The sequence below is a fragment of the Streptomyces sp. ACA25 genome (genome assembly GCF_028200735.1).
Taxonomy (GTDB): Bacteria; Actinomycetota; Actinomycetes; order Streptomycetales; family Streptomycetaceae; genus Streptomyces.
The window spans coordinates 43,526-63,344 of record NZ_JAQKPV010000010.1 but is presented as its reverse complement, the minus strand read 5'-3'; the positions used below and the strand labels follow the sequence as shown (position 1 = coordinate 63,344).

Below are 19,819 nucleotides of genomic sequence, written 5' to 3'. Positions count from 1 at the left end.
CGGCTCGGCGGGCCCCGTAAAGTGGTACTCCGTGTCCTCCGCCGCTTCCGGGCCCCGCAGCCCGATACCCCAGACCGCCCGGCCCGCCGGGGCCTCCACCGGTGGCGGGACGCCCCTGACCCTGTGCGACCGCGCGCCGCGGGTTCCGGCCGAGCACCTGGTGGCCGCGCTGGTTCCGCCTCCGCGCTTCGACGCCGTGCGGTTCGACACCTACGTGCCCGACCCGCGGCAGCCCAGCCAGCAGGAGGCCGTGTCGGTCCTGAGCGAGTTCGCCGCCGGGCTGGGCCATGCCCCGGAGGAGAAGCGGGGTTTCTTCGGGCGCCGGGCGCGGAAGGCCGGGAAGGGTGCCGTGGACGCTCCGCGCGGGGTCTACCTGGACGGCGGCTACGGGGTGGGCAAGACGCACCTGCTGGCCTCCGTGTGGCACGCGGCTCCGGCCGCTCCGGAGCTGAAGGCCTTCGGCACGTTCGTGGAGCTGACCCATCTGGTGGGCGCGCTCGGTTTCCAGCAGACGGTGCGCACGCTGTCCGGCCATCGCCTGCTGTGCATCGACGAGTTCGAACTGGACGATCCGGGCGACACGGTGCTGGTGTCCACCCTGCTCGGCAGGCTGGTGGACGAGGGGGTGGCGCTGGCCGCCACGTCCAACACGCTGCCGGGCAGGCTCGGTGAGGGGCGTTTCGCCTCGGCCGACTTCCTCCGGGAGATCCAGGGGCTGTCGGCGCACTTCCGGCCGCTGCGCATCGACGGGGAGGACTACCGGCACCGAGGGCTCCCCGCGGCCCCGGAGCCGCGCACTGACGCGGAGGTGGTCCGGAGCGCCCACGCCACCCCGGGCGCCTCGCTCGACGGGTTCGGTGACCTGCTGGAGCATCTGTCGAGGATTCATCCGAGCCGCTACGGCTCGATGTGCGAGGGGATCGAGACGGTCTGCCTGACCGGGGTGAGCCCGGTCCCTGACCAGTCGACCGCGCTGCGGCTCGTGGTGCTGGCCGACCGGCTGTACGACCGGGAGGTGCCGGTGCTCGCCTCCGGAGTGCCGTTCGACCGGCTCTTCGGCGAGGAGATGCTGGCCGGCGGCTACCGGAAGAAGTACTTCCGCGCCATCTCCCGGCTGACCGCGCTGGCCCGCGACGCGAAGGTGCACGCGGCCTGAGAGGGAGGGCCGGGGACGGCCTGCGGGGTCGCGGTGGGCCGGGCGGAGCACTCCCGGCGGCGGGCCCACCCGGCCCTCATTAGTCTGCTGAAATGATCATCTTTGCGCGCTGTGCCGCGTTGCCCTTCCTGCTGGTCCTCGCGGTGCTGAGCGGCTGCGCGGGGACGAGGAACGAACCCGCCGCCGACCGGCCCACCGCCGGCCGGCCGGCCTCCCCGGAGCCGCCTCCCACCGCTGCCGCCGGTCCCCCGGCCCTCCCGCTGGACGCCCGGGGCCGGATCCCGGTCTTCTCCCACGGGTCACGGGACCCGGGGGACGACGTGAAGCGGGTCGCCCTGACCTTCGACGCGGACATGACGCGCGACCAGGGACCCCGGGCCGCCGCCGGTGAGCGCTTCGACAACCCGGAGCTCATCGAGCTGCTCCGGCAGGAAAAGGTCGCCTCGACAATCTTCATGACGGGCATGTGGGCCCGGACCTACCCGGACCAGGCGGCGACAATCGGCCGCGACCCGCTCTTCGAAGTGGCGAACCACACCTTCTCGCACTACGCCTACACCGCGGGCTGCTACGGACTCCCCCGGCTGACTCCCGGGGAGTTCCGCAGCGACGCCGAACGGGCGGCGACGGAGATCCTCGCCGCCGGGGTGCCGCAGATGGCGCCCTACTTCCGCTTCCCCGGCGGCTGCTACGACGACGCGGCCCTGCACGCCCTGGCACCGACCGGGGTCACCGCCGTGCAGTGGGACGTGTCCGGCGGGGACGCGTTCGCCACCGACCCCGGCGGCATCGCCGATCACGTGCTCGACGAGGTGCGGCCGGGCTCGGTGGTCGTCCTGCACTGCACCCGCAGCGCGGCCCCCGCCACGGCCGAGGCGATGCGCCGCATCATCCCCGGCCTGCGCGCCCGCGGCTACGAGTTCGTGCGGGTCTCCGACCTCATCGCCGCGGACCGGCCGCACTAGCGCAGTCAGGCCAGGCCGGCCACCAGGTCGGGGACCTCCTTGCGGCGCCCGGTGTAGAAGGGCACCTCCTCACGGACGTGCAGCCGGGCCTCGGAACCGCGCAGATGGCGCATGAGGTCGACGATCCGCCACAGCTCGTCGGCCTCGAAGGCGAGGATCCACTCGTAGTCGCCGAGCGAGAAGGAGGCGACGGTGTTGGCCCGCACATCGGGATAACCACGGGCCATCTTCCCGTGGTCGGCGAGCATCCGGCGGCGGTCCTCGTCGGGCAGCAGGTACCAGTCGTAGGACCGCACGAAGGGGTAGACGCTGATCCAGTCCTTCGGCGTCTCCCCTGCCAGGAAGGCGGGGACATGCGCCTTGTTGAACTCGGCCGGGCGGTGCAGCGCCATGTTGGACCAGACCGGCTCCAGCGCCCGGCCCAGCCGCGTCCGGCGGAAGCGGTTGTACGCCTCCTGCAGTTCGTCGGCGGTCTCGGCGTGCCACCAGATCATGACGTCCGCGTCCGCCCGCAGCCCGGACACGTCGTACGTGCCGCGGACCACCACATCCTTGGCCGCGAGCTGCTCGAACAGCTCCACGACCTCGTCCGCGTAGCCGGTCCGGTCCTCCGGCAGCACGTCACGCAGCCGGAACACCGACCACAAGGTGTAACGGATGACCTCGTTGAGGTCCTTGGCCTTCTTCCCCGCGTTCGGGGCCTTCTCGGGTGCAGCACTCATGGGGTCATTCTCCCGCGCCGCCGCCGGTGCCGGACGGCAGGGTGGCCAGCAGTTCACGGACCGCCCGGTCGGCGCTCGCCACGCAGGCCGGAATCCCCACCCCCTCGTAGGCCGCACCGCACAACCGCAGCCCCGGCAGCGCGGCGACCTCCGCACGTGCCCGGTCAACCAGGGCGGAGTGGCCCACGGCGTACTGCGGAAGGCCGTCCGGCCAGCGGGTGACCACGGAGTCGACAGGCCGGGCCGACAGCCCGATGGCCTCCCCCAGGTCACCCAGGGCCGCTTCCACCAGCGCGTTGTCCTCCCGGTCCAGGAGCTCCGGCCGGCCGTGCCGGCCGATCGAGGTGCGCAGCAGGAACAGCTCCGGGTCCTGCCCGGCGGCCCAGTCCCACTTGTTGCTGATGAAGGTGGCCGCCTTGATCTGCCGGCCGTCCACCGACGGCACCAGAAAGCCGCTGCCGCGGGGCAGCACCCCCAGGTCCGCCCGCCGGAACGCCAGCGTGATCAGGGCCATCGAGGCGTACTCGACCGCCGCCAGCTCGCGGGCCGCCCCGGGGGCCTCCTCCGTCAGCAGACGGGCGGCGGGGCCGGCGGGCAGAGCCAGCACCAGGGCCGGGGCGGTCAGGGTCCGGCCGTCGTCCGTGGTCACCTGCCAGCCGTCGGGGGCCCGGCGCAGCCCGGTCACCGCGACCGAGGTCTCCAGCGTGGCACCGGCCTTCCGGCAGGCGTCGGCGACTGCCTCCGGCAGGACTCCGATCCCGCCGTCGAGGCCCAGGAACACCGGCTCCCCCGGGTCCCGGGGGGCCGCGCGGTCCTGCACGCCGCGCACCGCGGCCAGCAGCGACCGCTCGGTGCGTGCCGCTTCCCAGAGCTGGGGAACCGCGGCCCGCATGGAGATCCGGTAGGCGTCCCCCGCGTAGACGCCGCCGAGCAGCGGCTCCACCAGCCGGTCGACCACCTCGGGTCCCATCCGCTCGGCGACGTACCGGCCGATGGCGGCGTCCTCACCCAGCTCCGTGCGGGGCAGCTCGGCATCCCGGGCGATCCTGGCGAGGCCCGCGTCGGAGAGCACTCCGGTCAGCGCGGCGGGCGAAGCGGGTACGCCCATGACGTGGTCCCGCGGCATCGGCCGCAGGGCTTCACGGGTCCAGATCGCGGCGCTCGCCATGACCGGGGGGCGCAGCGCCTCCTCCAGACCGACCTCCCTGGCCAGCCCGACGCCTTCCGGCCGGCGGGCCAGTATGGTCTCGGCCCCCAGGTCGACGCGTGCCCCCGCGATCTGCCCGGAGAGCAGTTTTCCCCCGAAGCGGTCCGAGGCTTCCAGAACGGTCACGCGCAACCCGGAGGCGAGCAGCCGGTGCGCGGCGGCCAGTCCGGAGATACCGCCGCCGATGACGATCGCATGCATGTCCCCACTCTCCCAGATGCGGGAGCCGCCCGGACACCGCTTCGCGTCCGGGCCGTAACCGCATCGGAACCCGGACCGGCGATCCGCGGCACCGGCTCGTGCGTCCAACGGACAACGTGTACGACAGAGTTGAGGGGGACACGGAATGCGGAACGCGAAGCCCGCCCGGCCCGGCCCGAGGAACGGACCGGCGGTGATGCCGCTGGCCCTGCTGCTGGCCCTGCTGCTGGCCCTGACCGCCTGCAGCGCAGGTGAGGGGGAGAGTGCGCGCCCGGACGCGGCGGGACCTGCCGAGCACCAGGAGGCCGCGCCGGAGCAGGAGCGGGCACCGGACGCGGCACCGGAACAGGAATCCGAGGAGGACGCGGACACCGGCCAACGGGCCGCGGAGGCCGGGCCGCAGCACGTGGTCAGGAACGCCCGGGTCACCGTGGTCACCGCGGACGTGCCGGGGCAGTACGCGAAAGCGGTGGCGCTGACCGAAGAAGCCGGCGGGTACGTCAGCGCGGAGCTCACCGAGCAGCACAGCGAAGGCTACGAGCGCTCCCGGGTGACGCTCCGGGTACCTCCGCAGCAGTACGCGGGGCTGCTCGCACAGCTCTCCGCACTGGGTGAGCTGCACCGGCGGGAAATCTCCACGGAGGACGTCACCGACCAGGTGGTCGACGTGGAGAGCCGGATCGCCACACAGGAGGAGAGCGTCGCGCGGGTGCGGGAGCTGATGGAGGAAGCCCGGTCCCTGGACGACGTCGTCGCGCTGGAGGAGGAGCTCAGCAAGCGGCAGGCCGCGCTGGAGTCCCTGAAGGCCCGGCAGGCCTCGCTGCGGGAGCGGACCGGGATGGCGACGGTCACACTGGAGCTGGTGGAGGAACACCGGCCGGAGGAGGAAGAAGACGAAGAGGAAGAGGGGTCCTCCGGGGGACCGTCCGTGAGTGGCGCGGTCGTCGGCGGGTGGCAGGCATTCCTCGCGAGCCTGCTGTGGGTCGCGGCCGTGACCGGCGCGGTGCTGCCGTTCGTCCTCACCCTCCTGCTGGTGGTGGTGGCCGTCCCGGCGCTGCGCAGACAGCTCCCCGCGCGGGTGCTTCCGCCGCGCTGGCGCCGTCCCGCCCCGGACGAGCCTCCGGCCGGGCCGGTCCCGCCGCCCGCTCCCCCGGGCCCGCCCGCACCGGGACCGCAGCCAGGCGGGGCATCCGCCACCGGGTCCTGAGGCAGGCCGGCCGGTGTCCGGAAGCTCTCCGGTACCGGCCGGCGCCGGACTCCCCGTGGCCCGTCAGCGCGGGAAGCCCGTCAGCGCGCCGTCTGTTCGTGCACGTAGGCCACGAGCCGGGTGAGCGCTTCGGCATCAGTGTCCGGCAGCACTCCGTGGCCGAGGTTGAAGATGTGGCCCGGAAGGTCCTGGGCGGCGTCCAGCACCTTCCGGGTCTGGGTCTCCACCGCCTCGCGCGGGGCGAAGAGCACGGCCGGGTCGAGGTTTCCCTGCACGGCGCGGCCGGGGCCGATCCGGCGGGCCGCCTCATCCAGCGGGACCCTCCAGTCGGCGCCGACGACGTCCGCGCCGGCTTCCCCCATCAGGCCGAGCAGCTCCCCCGTCCCGACACCGAAGTGGATGCGCGGCACCCCGTAGGGGGCCACGGTCTCCAGGACCTTCTTCGAGGCCGGCAGGACCGTCTCCCGGTAGTCGGCCGGGGCGAGCGCACCCGCCCACGAGTCGAAGAGCTGGACGGCGGACGCGCCGGCCTCGATCTGCACCCGGAGGAACGCGCCGGTGAGGTCCGCGAGCCGGTCCAGCAGATCGGCCCACAGCTGCGGGTCCCCGTACATCAGGGCCTTGGTGTGCTCGTGATTGCGGGAGGGGCCGCCCTCCACCAGGTAGCTGGCAAGGGTGAAGGGGGCGCCGGCGAAGCCGATCAGGGGGGTGTCACCGAGCTCGGTGGTGAGCATGCCGATGGCCTCGGTCACGTACTTCACGTCGTCCGGCTCCAGCGGACGCAGCCGCGCCAGATCCTCCCGGGAACGGAAGGGCCGCTCCACGACGGGGCCGACCCCCGGCTTGATGTCGAGGTCGACACCGATGGCCTTGAGCGGCACGACGATGTCGCTGAAGAAGATCGCGGCATCGACCTTGTGCCGCCGCACCGGCTGCAACGTGATCTCCGTGACGAGGTCGGGCCGCATGCAGGAGTCGAGCATGGTGGTGCCCTCCCGGAGCTTGCGGTACTCCGGCAGGGAGCGCCCCGCCTGGCGCATGAACCACACCGGGGTGTGCGGCACGGGTTCGCGGCGGCAGGCACGCAGGAACGGCGAGTCGGTCAGGGCGGTCCGGGCGTCAGGAGTTTCGCTCACACAGGGAAGTTTCGCACGTCCGGCACTTCCGGCCGCCATGTGTGGTGTGCCTAACGCCCGACAGGAGATCAGCCGCCTAGTGTTACCCGCCGTGGCAACGGCGCGGACACTGATGGCGGAGGGGCACGGAATATGACAGACCCCGGTGCAGGGGCTGCGTGCGCATTCCAGGAGACGGTGGCAGCCCTGGCGGAGACCAGACCCCGGCAGGAGGTGCGGCTGAGCCCGCTGCCGCCGCCGCGGCGCCTCGCACCGTTCGCCTACGCGGTGGAAGCCTCGGTGATCGCGGAGGACGACGACGAGGAGGAGGAGCTGGCCGACGGCCGGTTCGTGCTGCTGCACGACCCGGACGGACAGCAGGAGTGGCGCGGAAAGTACCGCGTGGTGACACTGACCCGCGCCGAGCTGGAGCCGGAGGTGGGAACCGATCCGCTGCTCCCGGAAGTTGCCTGGACGTGGCTGACCGAGGCTCTGGACAGCCGCGGACTCACCCGAGTGGAACAGTGCGGCACCGTGACCAGGGCCGGTTCGTACTTCTTCGGCGGGCTGGCCGAGCGGCCGCCGCGCACCGAGCTGGAGCTGCGCGCCTCCTGGACCCCGGTGCAGCGCACGGACGTCCCCGGGCATCTGCTCGCCTGGTGCGGGCTGCTGGCCCAGTGCGCCGGGCTGCCGCCGGAGAGCAGCAGCCCCGCCGTGTCCCTCTTCCCCCGGCGCCGCGGCCCCCGGCTCGCCTAGTCGCTCGTCCGTCAGGGCTCGCCCTGTCGCGGCCCTGGCCGGCCCGGAGGGCGCCGGTGCGGCCGTCCGCCGCACGCACCACCCCCGGCCGGGCGCAGTGGTACCCGTCTGCGCCCGGCCGGCTCCCCCTTGCCCGGCAGTGGTCCTCCGGACACCCCGCGGGTGCACGGCCCTGTGCGCACCGCTCCGGTGGCGCCGCTCCCGGGCCCGCCGCCCTCTTCTCCGCACCCGGCTGCCGCGGTCCGTGACGTGTCCGGCAGGGCAAAGTCCCACGCGGGGCGCGGCCCCCGGATCACCGGTTCGTGATCTTTCCCTAAAGCCACCGCCGGTTCGTGCCGAAGGAACCAATGACCCTTCCATCCGGATCGCCCCGACTCCTCCCGTGGAGTCGGTTCCGTCCCCAGCCCTTCTGCCGGGAGGCCCGGTGTCCGTTCTTCTCGAGCACCCAACAAGCCTGGTCACCTATCGCCCGAACAAGCCGACGGCCATGGTCGTCGTCGCCGATCCCCGCGTCCGCTCCACCGTGACCCGCCACCTGTGGGCACTGGGGGTGCGCGACGTGATCGAGGCGTCGTCCATCGCGGAGGCCCGTCCTCGAGTCGCCCACCCGCGTGACATCTGTGTGGCCGACGTCCACCTGCCCGACGGCTCCGGCCTCAGCCTGCTGTCCGAAACCCGGGCCGCAGGCTGGCCCAACGGCCTCGCCCTGTCCGCCGCCGACGACATCGGCGCCGTCCGCACCGCCCTCGCCGGAGGCGTCAAGGGATACGTCGTCACCGGCACCCGCAACAATCTGGGCCCGGCCACCCGGCCCGGTGCCGCTCCGATCGGCTCGGCCGCTGCCCGCATGCACCGGCGCCAGCCGGGCCGGGCAGGGCACCAGGGCGGCTACCGGGAGCTGTCCGGGCGCGAGGTCGAGGTTCTGCGCCTCGTGGCGGAGGGGCAGTCGAACAAGGCGATCGGCGTCTCCATGGGCCTCTCCGCACTGACCGTCAAGAGCCACCTCGCCCGCATCGCCCGCAAGCTGGGCACCGGCGACCGCGCCGGCATGGTCGCGGTGGCCCTGCGCACCGGCATCATTCACTGACCGGGCCCCGGGGGCCGGGGCGGCCGCCGCGACCGGGGTGATCCGGCGCAGCCGGGCCCGGGTGACCACGCCCAAGGTCACCGAGGCCCGGACGTCACCGGCACCCGCGACCGGCCTGCGGCCCGGGACGGACATGTTCCGTCCCGGGCTTCGCCACGCCCGGCAGCGGACCGGGCCGAAGATCCGGAGAGCCGCTTCCGAGTGGTGACTCGCAGCCCTCGGCGGTCCGGCGTTGTGCATCGTGAGCACAGAGTTACCCTTGTCGGGTGACCGAAGTTCATCAGACCGCCGCATCCGCAGACTCACCGTCCCCCGAGCCGTCGGAAGCGGCTCCGGTGCCCCTGCTGGCTCCCCGTGAGGGAGTGCCGCCGGTCATCACCGATGAGCACGGGCTGGCCGAGGCCGTTGCCGCCTTCACCGCGGGCAGCGGGCCGGTCGCCGTCGACGCCGAGCGGGCCTCGGGGTACCGCTACGGGCAGCGGGCCTACCTCGTGCAGCTGCGCCGGGAAGGCGTCGGCACCGCGCTGGTGGACCCCATCGGCTGCCCTGACCTGTCCGCCCTCGGAGAGGCGCTCAGCTCCGAGGAATGGGTGCTGCACGCCGCCACCCAGGACCTGCCCTGCCTGCGCGCGATAGGCATGGAGCCCGCCCGGCTCTTCGACACCGAGCTGGCCGGCCGGCTGGCGGGCTTCGCCCGCGTGGGCCTGGGTGTGATGGTCGAGACCGTGCTCGGGTACACCCTGGAGAAGGGCCATTCCGCGGTCGACTGGTCCACCCGCCCGCTGCCCGAGCCGTGGCTGCGGTACGCGGCGCTCGACGTCGAACTGCTGGTGGACCTGCGGGACGCCCTGGAGCAGGAGCTCGGGGAGCAGGGCAAGCTCGACTGGGCGCTCGAGGAGTTCGCCGCCATCGCCGCCGCTCCCCCGGCCCCTCCGCGTCAGGATCCCTGGCGGCGCACCTCGGGCATGCACAAGGTGCGCCGGCGCCGTCAGATGGCAGCCGTCCGGGAGCTGTGGACGGCGCGTGACGCGGTGGCACAGCGTCGTGACCTGTCGCCCAGCAAGGTCCTGTCCGACACCGCGATCGTCGCCGCCGCACTGGCCATGCCCAAGGATGTGGCCGAGCTGACCGGGCTTCAGGGTTTCGGCCACCGGATGGGCCGGAAGCAGCTGCACGCGTGGCAGGAAGCGGTCGACCGGGCCCGCGACATCCCCGAGACCGAGCTGCCCCAGCCGGGCCGGCCGACGGCCGGGCCGCCGCCGCCGCGGGCCTGGGCGGAGAAGGACCCGGTGGCCGCGGCCCGCCTGACAGCCGCGCGGGCTGCGATCAGCGCCCGGGCCGAGGAGCTGAACCTCCCGCAGGAGAACCTGCTGACCCCGGACACGGTGCGGCGGCTGTGCTGGGAGCCGCCCGCCGAACCGGAACAGGAAGCGGTCGCGCGCGCTCTGCGCGAGCTCGGTGCCCGTGACTGGCAGATCGGGCAGACCGCGTCCCTGCTGGTCGAGGCGCTCGCGGCACAGGCCTGAGGGGCCGTGCCGCGGCCCGGCCGGGTGTGACCTGCCACCCTCCCCGTGGTCAGATCTTGCCGTCGAGTTACCGACAAGTAGCATAGGCTCCGGACTTGCACGTACCCCGGGAGAATCCGGGACCGCTGCTCGGGACACCGCACCTGGAACCGCACCTGGAGGAGAGCCATCGTGCCTCGTACCGTCAGGGATGTCGTCTTTGTCGACGGCGTCCGCACCCCGTTCGGAAAAGCGGGACCGAAGGGCATGTATCACGAGACCCGCGCCGACGACATGATCGTCAAGTGCATCCGTGAACTGCTGCGCCGCAATCCCGGTCTTCCCCCCGAGCGCATCGACGAGGTGGCCGTCGCCGCCACCACACAGATCGGGGACCAGGGCCTGACCCTGGGCCGTACCGCCGGCATCCTGGCCGGCCTCCCGGAGACCGTGCCGGGCTATTCCATCGACCGGATGTGCGCCGGCGCCATGACCGCGGTGACCACCACCTCCGGCTCCATCGCCTTCGGCGCCTACGACCTCGTCGTCGCGGGCGGCGTCGAGCACATGGGCCGCCACCCGATGGGCGAGGGCGTGGACCCCAACCCCCGTTTCGTGTCCGAGAAGCTCGTCGACGAGTCAGCGCTGTTCATGGGCATGACCGCGGAGAACCTCCACGACCGCTTCCCGCACCTGACCAAGGAGCGCTGCGACGCCTACGCCGCGCGCAGCCAGGAGAAGGCCGCCCAGGCCTATGCCACCGGGAAGATCCAGCCGGATCTGGTGCCGGTGTCCGTCCGGCGCACGAACGCGGAGGGCGGCGAGACCGGCTGGGGTCTGGCCACCGCCGACGAGCCGATGCGCCCCGGCACCACCGTGGAGCAGCTGGCCGGGCTGAAGACCCCGTTCCGGGCGCACGGCCGGGTCACCCCGGGCAACGCGGCCGGTCTCAACGACGGGGCGACCGCCTCGCTGCTCGCCGCGGAGGACGTGGCACGCGAGCTGGGCCTTCCGGTGAAGATGCGGCTGGTCTCCTACGCCTTCGCCGGTGTGGAGCCGGAGGTGATGGGCGTCGGCCCGGTACCGTCGACGGAGAAGGCCCTTGCCCAGGCCGGTCTGTCCATAGCGGACATCGGCCTGTTCGAGATCAACGAGGCCTTCGCCGTCCAGGTGCTGGCCCTGCTCGACCACTACGGCATCGCCGACGACGACCCGCGGGTCAATCAGTACGGCGGCGCGATCGCCTACGGCCATCCGCTCGCCTCGTCGGGCGTGCGTCTGATGACGCAGCTCGCCCGGCAGTTCGAGGAGCAGCCGCACGTCCGGTACGGCCTGACCACGATGTGTGTGGGCTTCGGCATGGGCGGCACCGTGATCTGGGAGAACCCCCACTGGGAGGGCAAGTGACAACCACCGCAGAGCTTCTCGAGGGCGCGGCCGAGCTGTTCCCCGACGAGGTCGTGACGCAGGCCCACGTACGCCACCTGGACCTGCCCGAGGACGCCGGCCGTTTCGCCCTGGTCACGCTGGACAACGGTTTCGACCACACCAAGCCGACCACCTTCGGACCGCGGTCGCTGGCGAACCTGAACGCCGCGATCGACCAGCTGGAGGCGGAGGCCAAAGCGGGAGAGATCGTCGCCGCCGGGATCACCGGCAAGCCGTTCATCTTCGCCGTGGGCGCCGACCTCAAGGGCGTCGAGCTGCTGAAGCGGCGCGAGGAGGCACTGGCGATCGGCAAGGGCGGACACGACGTCTTCCGCCGGCTCGCCACCCTGGACGTGCCGACCTTCGCCTACTACAACGGTGCCGCGATGGGCGGCGGCGTCGAGGTCGGCCTGCACTGCAACTACCGCACCGTGGCCGCCGAGATCCCGGCCTTCGGGCTGCCCGAGGTCTTCCTCGGGCTGGTTCCCGGCTGGGGCGGCTGCGCACTGCTGCCGAACCTCATCGGCGCCGACCGCGCGGTCACCGTCATCGTCGAGAACGCGCTGAACCAGAACCGCATGCTCAAGGGCCCGCAGGTCTACGAGCTGGGTATCGCGGACGCCGTCTTCGAGTCCGCCGACTTCCTGGAGCAGTCGCTGACCTGGACCGCTTCGGTGCTCCGCGGCGAGCTCGCGGTCGGGCGGCCGAGCATCGACCGCGGCGAGGCCTGGGACCGGGCCGTTGACCGGGGCCGGGCCGTCGCCGACGAGAAGGTGCACGGGGCCGCCCCCGCCGCGTACCGGGCGCTGGACATCATCGCGCGGGCGAAGGACGGCGACCTGGAGGCCGGCTTCGCCGCCGAGGACCAGGCGCTCGCCGACCTCATCATGGGTGACGAGCTGCGCAGCGGCATCTACTCCTTCAACCTGGTGCAGAAGCGGGCCAAGCGGCCGGCCGGTGCCCCGGACAAGTCCCTGGCACGCCCGGTCACCAAGGTCGGCGTCGTGGGCGCCGGGCTGATGGCCTCGCAGCTGGCGCTGCTGTTCGTGCGCCGCCTCGAGGTGCCCGTGGTGCTCACCGACATCGACCAGGAGCGGGTCGACAAGGGCGTGGGCTGGGTCCACGAGCAGATCGACATGCTGCTGCTCAAGGGCCGGGTCAACCAGGACAAGGCCAACCGCCTGAAGGCCGCCGTCACCGGCTCGCTCGACAAGGCCGCCGCCTTCGCGGACGCCGACTTCGTCATCGAAGCGGTGTTCGAGGAGATGGGGCTCAAGCAGCGGATCTTCGCCGAGCTCGAGGCAGTCGTGCCGGAGCACGCGATCCTCGCCACCAACACCAGCTCGCTGTCCGTCACCGAGATGGGCTCGCAGCTCAAGCACCCCGAGCGGGTCGTGGGCTTCCACTTCTTCAACCCGGTGGCCGTACTGCCGCTGCTGGAGATCGTCCGTGCCGAGCGGACCGACGACGCCGCGCTGGCCACCGCGTTCGCCGTGGCGAAAAAGCTGAAGAAGACGGCCGTGCTGGTCAAGGACGCGCCGGCGTTCGTCGTCAACCGCATCCTCACCCGCTTCATGGGGGAGGTCCTGGGCACCATCGACGAGGGCACCCCGATGCGGGACGCCGACCGGGCGCTGGCTCCGCTGGGCCTCCCGATGTCGCCGATCCAGCTGCTGGAGCTCGTCGGCCCGGCCGTCGCCCATCACGTCGCGGGCACCCTGCACCAGGCCTTCCCGGACCGGTTCGCGGTCTCCGACAACCTCGGCCGGGTCGTGGAGGCGGGCAAGAAGGCCTTCTACGTGCACGACTCCGGGCAGCCGGAGCTGGACCCCGAGGTCGCGGCGCTCTTCGCGACCGGCGACACCGTGCTGACCGCCGACCAAGTCCGGGAGCGCGCGCTCGAGGCCATCGCGCAGGAGATCGGTCTCATGCTCGACGAGGGCGTGGTGGCGGAGGCGCAGGACATCGACCTGTGCCTGATCACCGGTGCGGGCTGGCCGTTCCACCTGGGCGGCATCACCCCCTACCTGGACCGCACCGGCGTGTCCGAGCGGGTTCTGGGCCGCCGGTTCCACGCACCGGGCGTGGCAAGCGTCCCGGAGTGACGCACCTCACCTGAAGCACCTCTCGCCCGCCTGCCGACCCGTGGCAGGCGGGCGAGTGCGTTCCGGGACTTCCGGGCGCACGGCCCGCGCACCGCTCTGTGACGGCATGCCGGACATATCATCGGCTCTCAGGCCCACTGCGCGACGAGGAGCCATGGATGCCGGACAGCGAAGCCGCCCAGCCCGCCACCGGACGCCGCAAGCGAATCCGGCGATCGGTCCTGCTCACCCTGCTCGCCGTGGCAGTGGCCGCGGCGGGCACCGGCGCCTGGCTCTACCACCACTTCCAGGGGAACCTGGGCAGTGTCGACATCAACGCCGAGCTGGGCACCGACCGGCCGGAGACGGCCGTGGCGGGCTCCCAGGCGGTACTGGTGCTGGGCTCCGACTCGGAGACCGCCGGGCCGGAGGGCACCGGCGGTTCCGGGTCCGTGATGGTCATCCACCTGCCGGGCGGGGGCGGTGCTCCGACGGCTGTGACCCTCCCCCGCGGCCTGGTGGTGGACCGCCCGGAGTGCGCGCGGACCGAGGACGGGGCGGACCCGGAGGGGCCGCCCGATCAGGACGGGGACGAGGCGGGCGACGAGGACGGGAACGCCACCGGTGCGGCCGGTGATCCGACGGACCAGGTGCCCTTCCACTCCCTCTACGCGACCGGCGGACCCGCGTGCGTCGTGCAGACGGTGGAGAAGATGTCCGCCATCCGGATGGACCACTACCTCGAGGTCGACTTCGCCGGCTTCGACGACCTGGTGGACGCGCTCGGCGGCATCACCGTCACCACCCGGGAGCCGGTCCACGACCGGGACGGCGGCCTGATCCTGGACGCCGGCTCCCGGACCCTGGACGGCCCCGAGGCGCTGACGGCGGTTCGCACCGAACAGGCCGGGGGCACCGGCGCGACCGAGGACGGGCTCGAACTCCAGCAGCGCTTCCTGCTGGCCCTCATCCACGAGGTCAACCGGCAGGACATCCTCTCCAGCCCGGCCAAGCTGTACCAGGTGGCAGAGGTGGCCACCCGTTCCCTGACCACCGACTCCGACCTCGGCTCGCTGACCGACCTGGTGAACTTCGCCCAGGACATGGCGAAGGTCGACACCGGCAACGTGGCCAGCCTGGTCCTGCCGGTCCGGGAAGCGCCGGCCGAACCGGGAGAGCAGGCGGAGGCGGACGGCGAGGAGGAAGCGGAGGCGGAGGAGAACGGAGCCGCCGGCCCGGACAGCGCGGGCCCGGACGGTACCGACCCGGCGGGCCGCGACCGGGTGGTGCTCCGGCAGCCGGACGCCGACGCCGTCTGGCAGGCCCTCAGGAACGACACTCCCGTGCCTCCGGGGGCACTGGCCGAGGACACCGCCGTGCCCGCGGCCCCGGACGCATGACCGGATCAACGGAACGGCCCGCCCCCGCTCCGGGCCGGACCACGAGCGGCGGGGAGCAGGGCGGGGAGCCGCTGCCGCTGATCGTGGTGGACAGCGCGAACGTCGTCGGCTCGGTGCCCGACGGCTGGTGGCGCGACCGGCACGGCGCCACGGAGCGGCTCCGCGACCGTCTGACCGCCCGGACGGACGCCGGGCTGCCGGGGGTGCCGGGGCCGGTGGAAATCGTCCTGGTCGTCGAAGGAGCCGCCCGGGAGGTCCGCCCGGTACCCGGCGTGCGGGTCGAGGCGGCCGCACGCACGGGTGACGACCGGATCGTGGAACTCGTCGAGGCCGAGGGCGCCGGCCGGCGGTGCGTCGTGGTCACCGCCGACCGGGCCCTGCGCGAGCGGGTCGCGGCCCTGGAGGCCGAGTGCGCCGGGCCGCGGAGCGTACGGGACGTTCCCTGACCCGGCTCCCCGACCCGGCGCCCGCCGGCTCCCCGGCTCGCCGGGCCGGTGCTCAGTCCTGGCCGATACCGGCGGTCGCCGTGTCGAAGCGGCCCTCTATCCGGGCCACCGTCCCGGTGACCTGACGGGCGATGGCGGGCGCGGTGAGCCCGATCTCGGCCAGCACGTCCTTGCGGGACCCGTGGTCCAGGAAGCGCTCCGGGATACCGAAGTCGCGCAGCGGCACGTCCACCTCGGCATCGCGCAGTGCCTGCGCGATCGACGAGCCCACGCCCCCGGCACGGCTGTTGTCCTCCACCGACACCACCAGCCGGTGGTCAGCCGCCAGCGCCGGCAGGGCCGGGTCGACCGGCTTGACCCAGCGCGGGTCGACCACCGTGGTGCTGATGCCCTGCTTCTGCAGCAGCTCCGCGACCTCCAGGCACATCGGGGCGAGCGCCCCGACGGAGACCAGCAGCACATCGGGCCGGTCCGTGCCCGGCTCGCGCAGCACGTCCATGCCGCCGGCCGTGCCGACCGCGGGAACCGCCGGGCCGACCGTGCCCTTGGAGTAACGCACCACGGTCGGGGCGTCGTCCACCTCGACCGCCTCCCGCAGCTGCGCCCGCAGCTGCGCCGCGTCCCGCGGTGCGGCGAGCCGCAGCCCGGGCACGCACTGCAGGATCGACATGTCCCACATGCCGTGGTGCGAGGCGCCGTCCGGGCCGGTCACGCCCGCCCGGTCCAGCATGAAGGTGACCCCGCACCTGTGCAGCGCCACGTCCATCAGCAGCTGGTCGAAGGCACGGTTGAGGAAGGTCGCGTAGACCGCGAAGACCGGGTGCAGCCCGCCCGTGGCCAGGCCGGCCGCGGACACGGCACCGTGCTGCTCGGCGATGCCGACGTCGAAGACCCGGTCCGGGAACTCCTCGGCGAACGCCTGGAGGCCGACCGGACGGAGCATGGCGGCGGTGATCGCCACGACGTCCTCGCGCTCCCGGCCGATGCGCACGATCTCGTCCCCGAAGACCGACGTCCAGTCGGCACCGGCGGCGGCCACCGGCAGACCGGTGTCCGGGTGGATCACCCCGACGGCGTGGAACTGGTCGGCTTCGTCGTCCCGGGCGGGCTGGTAGCCGCGGCCCTTCTCGGTCATGCAGTGGACGATGACCGGGCCGCCGAACCGCTTGGCACGGTGCAGGGCCGTCTCCAGTGCCCCGATGTCGTGGCCGTCGATCGGCCCGAGGTACTTCAGCCCCAGGTCCTCGAACATGCCCTGCGGGGCGATGAAGTCCTTCAGGCCCTTCTTCGCGCCGTGCAGCGAGTCGTAGAGCGGTTTTCCGACCACCGGCGTGCGGTTGAGCATCTCCTTGCCGCGGGCGAGGAAGCGCTCGTAGCCGTCGGTGATGCGCAGGGTGGCGAGGTGGTTGGCGAGCCCGCCGATGGTGGGCGAGTAGGAGCGCTCGTTGTCGTTGACGACGATGACCAGCGGCCGGTCCTTGGCCGCGGCGATGTTGTTCATCGCCTCCCAGGCCATGCCCCCGGTGAGCGCGCCGTCCCCGGTGACGGCCACCACGTGGTCACCGATGCCGCGCAGTTGATTGGCCTTCGCCAGCCCGTCGGCCCAGCCGAGGACCGTGGAGGCGTGGCTGTTCTCGATCACATCGTGCTCGGACTCGGCCCGCGAGGGGTAGCCGGAGAGGCCGCCGACGGCCCGGAGCCGGTCGAAGTCCTGGCGTCCGGTGAGCAGCTTGTGCACGTAACTCTGATGGCCGGTGTCCCACAGGATGCGGTCCGCCGGTGAGTCGAACACCCGGTGCAGGGCGATGGTCAGTTCCACGACGCCCAGGTTGGGCCCGAGGTGGCCGCCGGTCTTGGCGACCGAGCCGATGAGGAAGGTACGGATCTCCTCCGCCAGCTGGTCGAGCTGGTCCTGGCCGAGCCGGTCGAGATCGCGCGGTCCCGTGATGCGGGTCAGCAGCGCCACCCGTGCCTCCTTGCTGTCGAGCTCCCGGGCCGTCCGGTGACAGGGCCCTGATGCCGGTCCGTCGAGTTTAATGTCGGGCTCCCGGGTCCCGTGTTCCGGGGCGGGGGGATACCTCACCCGCACCACTCGCCGGCCGGACGGACCGGTGGCCGGCAGCGCTGCGGACATGGCCACTCAGGTACCCGCGCTCCCCCCGCTTACGCCCTGCGGGCGGGCGCTGGGGCCGCCCGCGGGGGGCGGCGGGCGGATGCCGGCCTCGGCACAGGCGTCGGCGTACGCACCGCCGCACAGCTCCCCGAGGGTGTATGTGCCGTCTGCGAGCACGGCCTCCTCCAGGGTGCCGAGCGTCACGGCGACCGGTTCCAGCAGGGCGCTGGGGACGTCCTCGGTGGTGGGGGTGGTGATCCGGTCGGCGGCCAGGTCGGCGAAGTCCTCCCCGTCCAGGAGCCGCACGGCGATCTCCGCGGTGATCTCCGCCTGCCGGGCGGGCGGTGTGTGCACGGTGAAGGCCTGCTCGCCCGTCACGATGCGGCGCAGCGCGGCCAGGCCGGCTCCCTGCCCGCCGACCGGCACGCCGGGGACCCCCTCCGCGCGGAGCGCGCTGAGCACACCGGCCGCGATGCGGTCGTCGGCCGCGTGGACCCCGGCGAAGCCGTCGGGTCCCAGCTCCCGCACGGCCTCGGTCATCCGCGCGCTCGCCACGGCCGGGTCCCGGCGTTCGACGTCCCGGTCGAGGACGAGGTCGACGACCGGGGTCAGCACGTCCAGGGCACCGGCCTTCACCGCCGCCGCGTCCGGGTCCGCCGCCGGGCCGTTCATCATGACGAGCGGGGCACCCTCGGCCTCGTCGCCGAGCACGGCCAGCATGGCCTCGCCCTGCACCTGCCCCACCCGATGGCTGTCGTAGGTGATGAAGGCGTCGATGTCCCCGCGGGCCGGCCGGTCGTGGGCGACGACCGGTACGCCCTGCTCAGCGGCCTCCGTCACCCAGGACGCCGTCCCGTCCGGGTCCACCGCGCCCAGGACGATCACGTCCACGCCCCTGGTCAGCAGATCGTCGAACTGCTGCTTCTGCAGCTCCGCGTCGCCCGCGGCATTGCCGTACCGGAACCGGCAGTCCTCGCACAGTGCGGCGACCCTGGCCTCCATCGCGGGGCGGACGGATCTCTCCTGGCGCGTCCCGTCCTCCGGGAGCAGCAGCCCGACCAGCCGGCCTGCCTTCAGGCCGTCCGCGTCGTCGCCGTTCCCGTCGCCGTTGCCGCAGGCCGCGAGCCCGGCGGACAGCGTTGCCGCCACGGCGGCCGCGGCGGCGCGGGTCACGGCACGGCGCAGGAGGAACGCCATGTCACGACTGCGGCGGTGGCTGCCGGGACTGAGCGCCGTTGTCCGCCCCGCCGAGCAGAACGCCGTCGCCCGTCTCCCGCAGCACCAGGGCGAGCGCCCCCAGCACCTCGGCCCGGGCGCCCAGCGCGCCGGCCACCAGGGTCAGCTGCTGGGCGGCGCTGGGGATGGCGTAGCGGCCGACCGAGTCGCGGATCGGGCCGAGGGCCAGCTCACCCGCCTCGGCGAGATCACCGCCGAGCACGACCCGGCTGAGGTTCAGCAGGTTGCACAGCTGGGCGACGCCGCTGCCGATGTGGCGCCCGACGTCCGCGATCACCCGGCGGCAGCCGGGGTCACCCTCCCGGGCGAGCTGGACCACCTTGTGCAGGGTCAGGTCCTGGCCGTGGGTGGCGTGCAGCAGCGGCAGGACGTACCGGGAGGCGGTGAAGGTCTCCAGGCAGCCCCGGTTGCCGCAGCGGCAGACCGGCCCCGACTCGTCGAGGGTCACGTGGCCGAGCTCGCCGGCGGTACCGCCGGGGCCCCGGAAGATCTGGCCGTTGATCACCAGTCCGGCGCCGACTCCACTGGCGACCTTGATGTACGCGAGGTCGGAAGCTCCCCGGCCGCTCCCCCACACCAGCTCACCGAGCGCGCCGAGGTTGGCGTCGTTGTCGACGTGCACCGGCACGTCCAGCCGGGCGGCCATCTCCTCGCGCGGATTGGTTCCGCGCCAGCCGGGCAGGATCGCCGTCGATCCGAGCACACCGGACTCCACGTCGATGGGGCCGGGCACGCCCAGCCCGACTCCGAGGATCTTGCCGCGCTCCACGCCGGCCATGCCGATCAGCCGCCCGACGAGCTTCTCGGCCCGGTCCAGACCCTGCTCCGCGGAGCCGTCCACATCGAAGGGCTCGGCCTCCTCGGCGAGCACCTGGTGGGCGAGGTTGCCGACCGCGATTCGCAGATGGGAGTGGCCGAAGTCGATGCCCACCACGATCCCGGCGTCGCTCGCGAGCGAGACGCTGCGGGCCCGGCGTCCGCCGACCGAGGTGGTGCACACCTCGACGGTCCCCAGGGCCCGCAGTTCGCGCACGATGTTCGACACCGTCGCGGCCGACAGGCCCGTCGTACGGGCGATCTCCGCCTGGGTGAGCGAACCCGCCGCACGGACCGCGCGCACCACCCGCTCGAGGTTGGCGCGGTGCAGCGACGACTGCGACCCCGGAGTCTCCACGGCTCACTCCACTCCTG

Annotated in this window: 16 protein-coding genes; 10 read left to right on the top strand and 6 right to left on the bottom strand. The window is 73.1% G+C overall.

Features of this window, described 5'->3' with window-relative positions:
• Nucleotides 1–31: 31 nt before the first annotated feature.
• Entirely contained in the window at nucleotides 32–1,156 is a 1,125-nt protein-coding gene (zapE, locus tag PJ985_RS16505) for a cell division protein ZapE (RefSeq protein WP_271684547.1), read from the top strand.
• 92 nt (nucleotides 1,157–1,248) lie between these two features.
• Nucleotides 1,249–2,121, top strand: a complete 873-nt coding sequence (locus PJ985_RS16500) for a polysaccharide deacetylase family protein (RefSeq protein ID WP_271684546.1) — start codon at nucleotides 1,249–1,251, stop codon at nucleotides 2,119–2,121.
• Between the two features lie 5 nt (nucleotides 2,122–2,126).
• Here PJ985_RS16500 and hemQ read toward each other — a convergent pair whose 3' ends face one another.
• Entirely contained in the window at nucleotides 2,127–2,843 is a 717-nt protein-coding gene (hemQ, locus tag PJ985_RS16495; protein ID WP_271684545.1) for a hydrogen peroxide-dependent heme synthase, read from the bottom strand.
• A gap of 4 nt (nucleotides 2,844–2,847) precedes the next feature.
• Complete coding sequence (gene hemG / locus PJ985_RS16490; RefSeq protein ID WP_271684544.1) at nucleotides 2,848–4,251, bottom strand: protoporphyrinogen oxidase; 1,404 nt, start codon at nucleotides 4,249–4,251, stop codon at nucleotides 2,848–2,850.
• A gap of 145 nt (nucleotides 4,252–4,396) precedes the next feature.
• On the opposite strand from hemG, the gene PJ985_RS16485 reads away from it, so the two are divergent.
• Nucleotides 4,397–5,458, top strand: a complete 1,062-nt coding sequence (locus tag PJ985_RS16485; RefSeq protein WP_271684543.1) for a DUF4349 domain-containing protein — start codon at nucleotides 4,397–4,399, stop codon at nucleotides 5,456–5,458.
• Nucleotides 5,459–5,538: 80 nt separating this feature from the next.
• On the opposite strand, the gene hemE is transcribed toward PJ985_RS16485, so the two are convergent.
• Nucleotides 5,539–6,594: a uroporphyrinogen decarboxylase gene (hemE, locus tag PJ985_RS16480; protein ID WP_271684542.1), complete on the bottom strand. Its 1,056-nt coding sequence runs from the start codon at nucleotides 6,592–6,594 to the stop codon at nucleotides 5,539–5,541.
• Nucleotides 6,595–6,726: 132 nt separating this feature from the next.
• On the opposite strand from hemE, the gene PJ985_RS16475 reads away from it, so the two are divergent.
• The 7 genes from PJ985_RS16475 (at nucleotide 6,727) to PJ985_RS16445 (ending at nucleotide 15,279) form a co-directional block, all read left to right on the top strand.
• A complete protein-coding gene (locus tag PJ985_RS16475; RefSeq protein WP_271684541.1) occupies nucleotides 6,727–7,329 on the top strand; it encodes a DUF3000 family protein in 603 nt (200 codons plus the stop codon).
• A gap of 424 nt (nucleotides 7,330–7,753) precedes the next feature.
• Nucleotides 7,754–8,416: a response regulator transcription factor gene (locus tag PJ985_RS16470; protein WP_271684540.1), complete on the top strand. Its 663-nt coding sequence runs from the start codon at nucleotides 7,754–7,756 to the stop codon at nucleotides 8,414–8,416.
• Between the two features lie 266 nt (nucleotides 8,417–8,682).
• On the top strand, nucleotides 8,683–9,942 hold the full coding sequence (locus tag PJ985_RS16465; RefSeq protein ID WP_271684539.1) for an HRDC domain-containing protein: 1,260 nt from the start codon (nucleotides 8,683–8,685) through the stop codon (nucleotides 9,940–9,942).
• Nucleotides 9,943–10,113: 171 nt separating this feature from the next.
• The gene (locus PJ985_RS16460; RefSeq protein WP_271684538.1) at nucleotides 10,114–11,328 is read left to right on the top strand and encodes a thiolase family protein; all 1,215 of its coding nucleotides are present in this window, start codon (nucleotides 10,114–10,116) and stop codon (nucleotides 11,326–11,328) included.
• Nucleotides 11,325–13,454, top strand: coding sequence for a 3-hydroxyacyl-CoA dehydrogenase NAD-binding domain-containing protein (locus tag PJ985_RS16455; RefSeq protein WP_271684537.1), 2,130 nt, complete (start codon nucleotides 11,325–11,327; stop codon nucleotides 13,452–13,454). The genes PJ985_RS16460 and PJ985_RS16455 overlap by 4 nt, the downstream gene beginning before the upstream one ends.
• Nucleotides 13,455–13,612: 158 nt before the next feature.
• A complete protein-coding gene (locus tag PJ985_RS16450; protein WP_271684536.1) occupies nucleotides 13,613–14,833 on the top strand; it encodes an LCP family protein in 1,221 nt (406 codons plus the stop codon).
• Nucleotides 14,830–15,279, top strand: coding sequence for an NTP pyrophosphohydrolase (locus tag PJ985_RS16445; protein ID WP_271684535.1), 450 nt, complete (start codon nucleotides 14,830–14,832; stop codon nucleotides 15,277–15,279). The genes PJ985_RS16450 and PJ985_RS16445 overlap by 4 nt, the downstream gene beginning before the upstream one ends.
• Before the next feature lie 52 nt (nucleotides 15,280–15,331).
• Here the strand turns inward: PJ985_RS16445 and dxs are convergent, their stop codons facing one another.
• From dxs to PJ985_RS16430, 3 genes are all read right to left on the bottom strand, one after another.
• Nucleotides 15,332–17,245 (bottom strand): 1-deoxy-D-xylulose-5-phosphate synthase, encoded by a 1,914-nt coding sequence (dxs, locus tag PJ985_RS16440; protein ID WP_271684534.1) that lies wholly within the window; start codon nucleotides 17,243–17,245, stop codon nucleotides 15,332–15,334.
• A gap of 174 nt (nucleotides 17,246–17,419) precedes the next feature.
• The gene (locus tag PJ985_RS16435; RefSeq protein WP_271684533.1) at nucleotides 17,420–18,589 is read right to left on the bottom strand and encodes a substrate-binding domain-containing protein; all 1,170 of its coding nucleotides are present in this window, start codon (nucleotides 18,587–18,589) and stop codon (nucleotides 17,420–17,422) included.
• A 1-nt stretch (nucleotide 18,590) separates the two neighbouring features.
• The gene (locus tag PJ985_RS16430; RefSeq protein ID WP_271684532.1) at nucleotides 18,591–19,802 is read right to left on the bottom strand and encodes an ROK family transcriptional regulator; all 1,212 of its coding nucleotides are present in this window, start codon (nucleotides 19,800–19,802) and stop codon (nucleotides 18,591–18,593) included.
• Nucleotides 19,803–19,819: the final 17 nt, after the last annotated feature.

What these genes read in the sequence shown, in the direction of transcription:
- PJ985_RS16450 (WP_271684536.1), top strand. Translation starts at nt 13,613, where the DNA reads ATGCCGGACAGCGAAGCCGCCCAGCCCGCCACCGGACGCCGCAAGCGA.
- hemQ (WP_271684545.1), bottom strand. Translation starts at nt 2,843, where the DNA reads ATGAGTGCTGCACCCGAGAAGGCCCCGAACGCGGGGAAGAAGGCCAAG.
- hemG (WP_271684544.1), bottom strand. Translation starts at nt 4,251, where the DNA reads ATGCATGCGATCGTCATCGGCGGCGGTATCTCCGGACTGGCCGCCGCG.
- PJ985_RS16445 (WP_271684535.1), top strand. Translation starts at nt 14,830, where the DNA reads ATGACCGGATCAACGGAACGGCCCGCCCCCGCTCCGGGCCGGACCACG.
- PJ985_RS16500 (WP_271684546.1), top strand. Translation starts at nt 1,249, where the DNA reads ATGATCATCTTTGCGCGCTGTGCCGCGTTGCCCTTCCTGCTGGTCCTC.
- PJ985_RS16485 (WP_271684543.1), top strand. Translation starts at nt 4,397, where the DNA reads ATGCGGAACGCGAAGCCCGCCCGGCCCGGCCCGAGGAACGGACCGGCG.
- PJ985_RS16435 (WP_271684533.1), bottom strand. Translation starts at nt 18,589, where the DNA reads ATGGCGTTCCTCCTGCGCCGTGCCGTGACCCGCGCCGCCGCGGCCGCC.
- PJ985_RS16475 (WP_271684541.1), top strand. Translation starts at nt 6,727, where the DNA reads ATGACAGACCCCGGTGCAGGGGCTGCGTGCGCATTCCAGGAGACGGTG.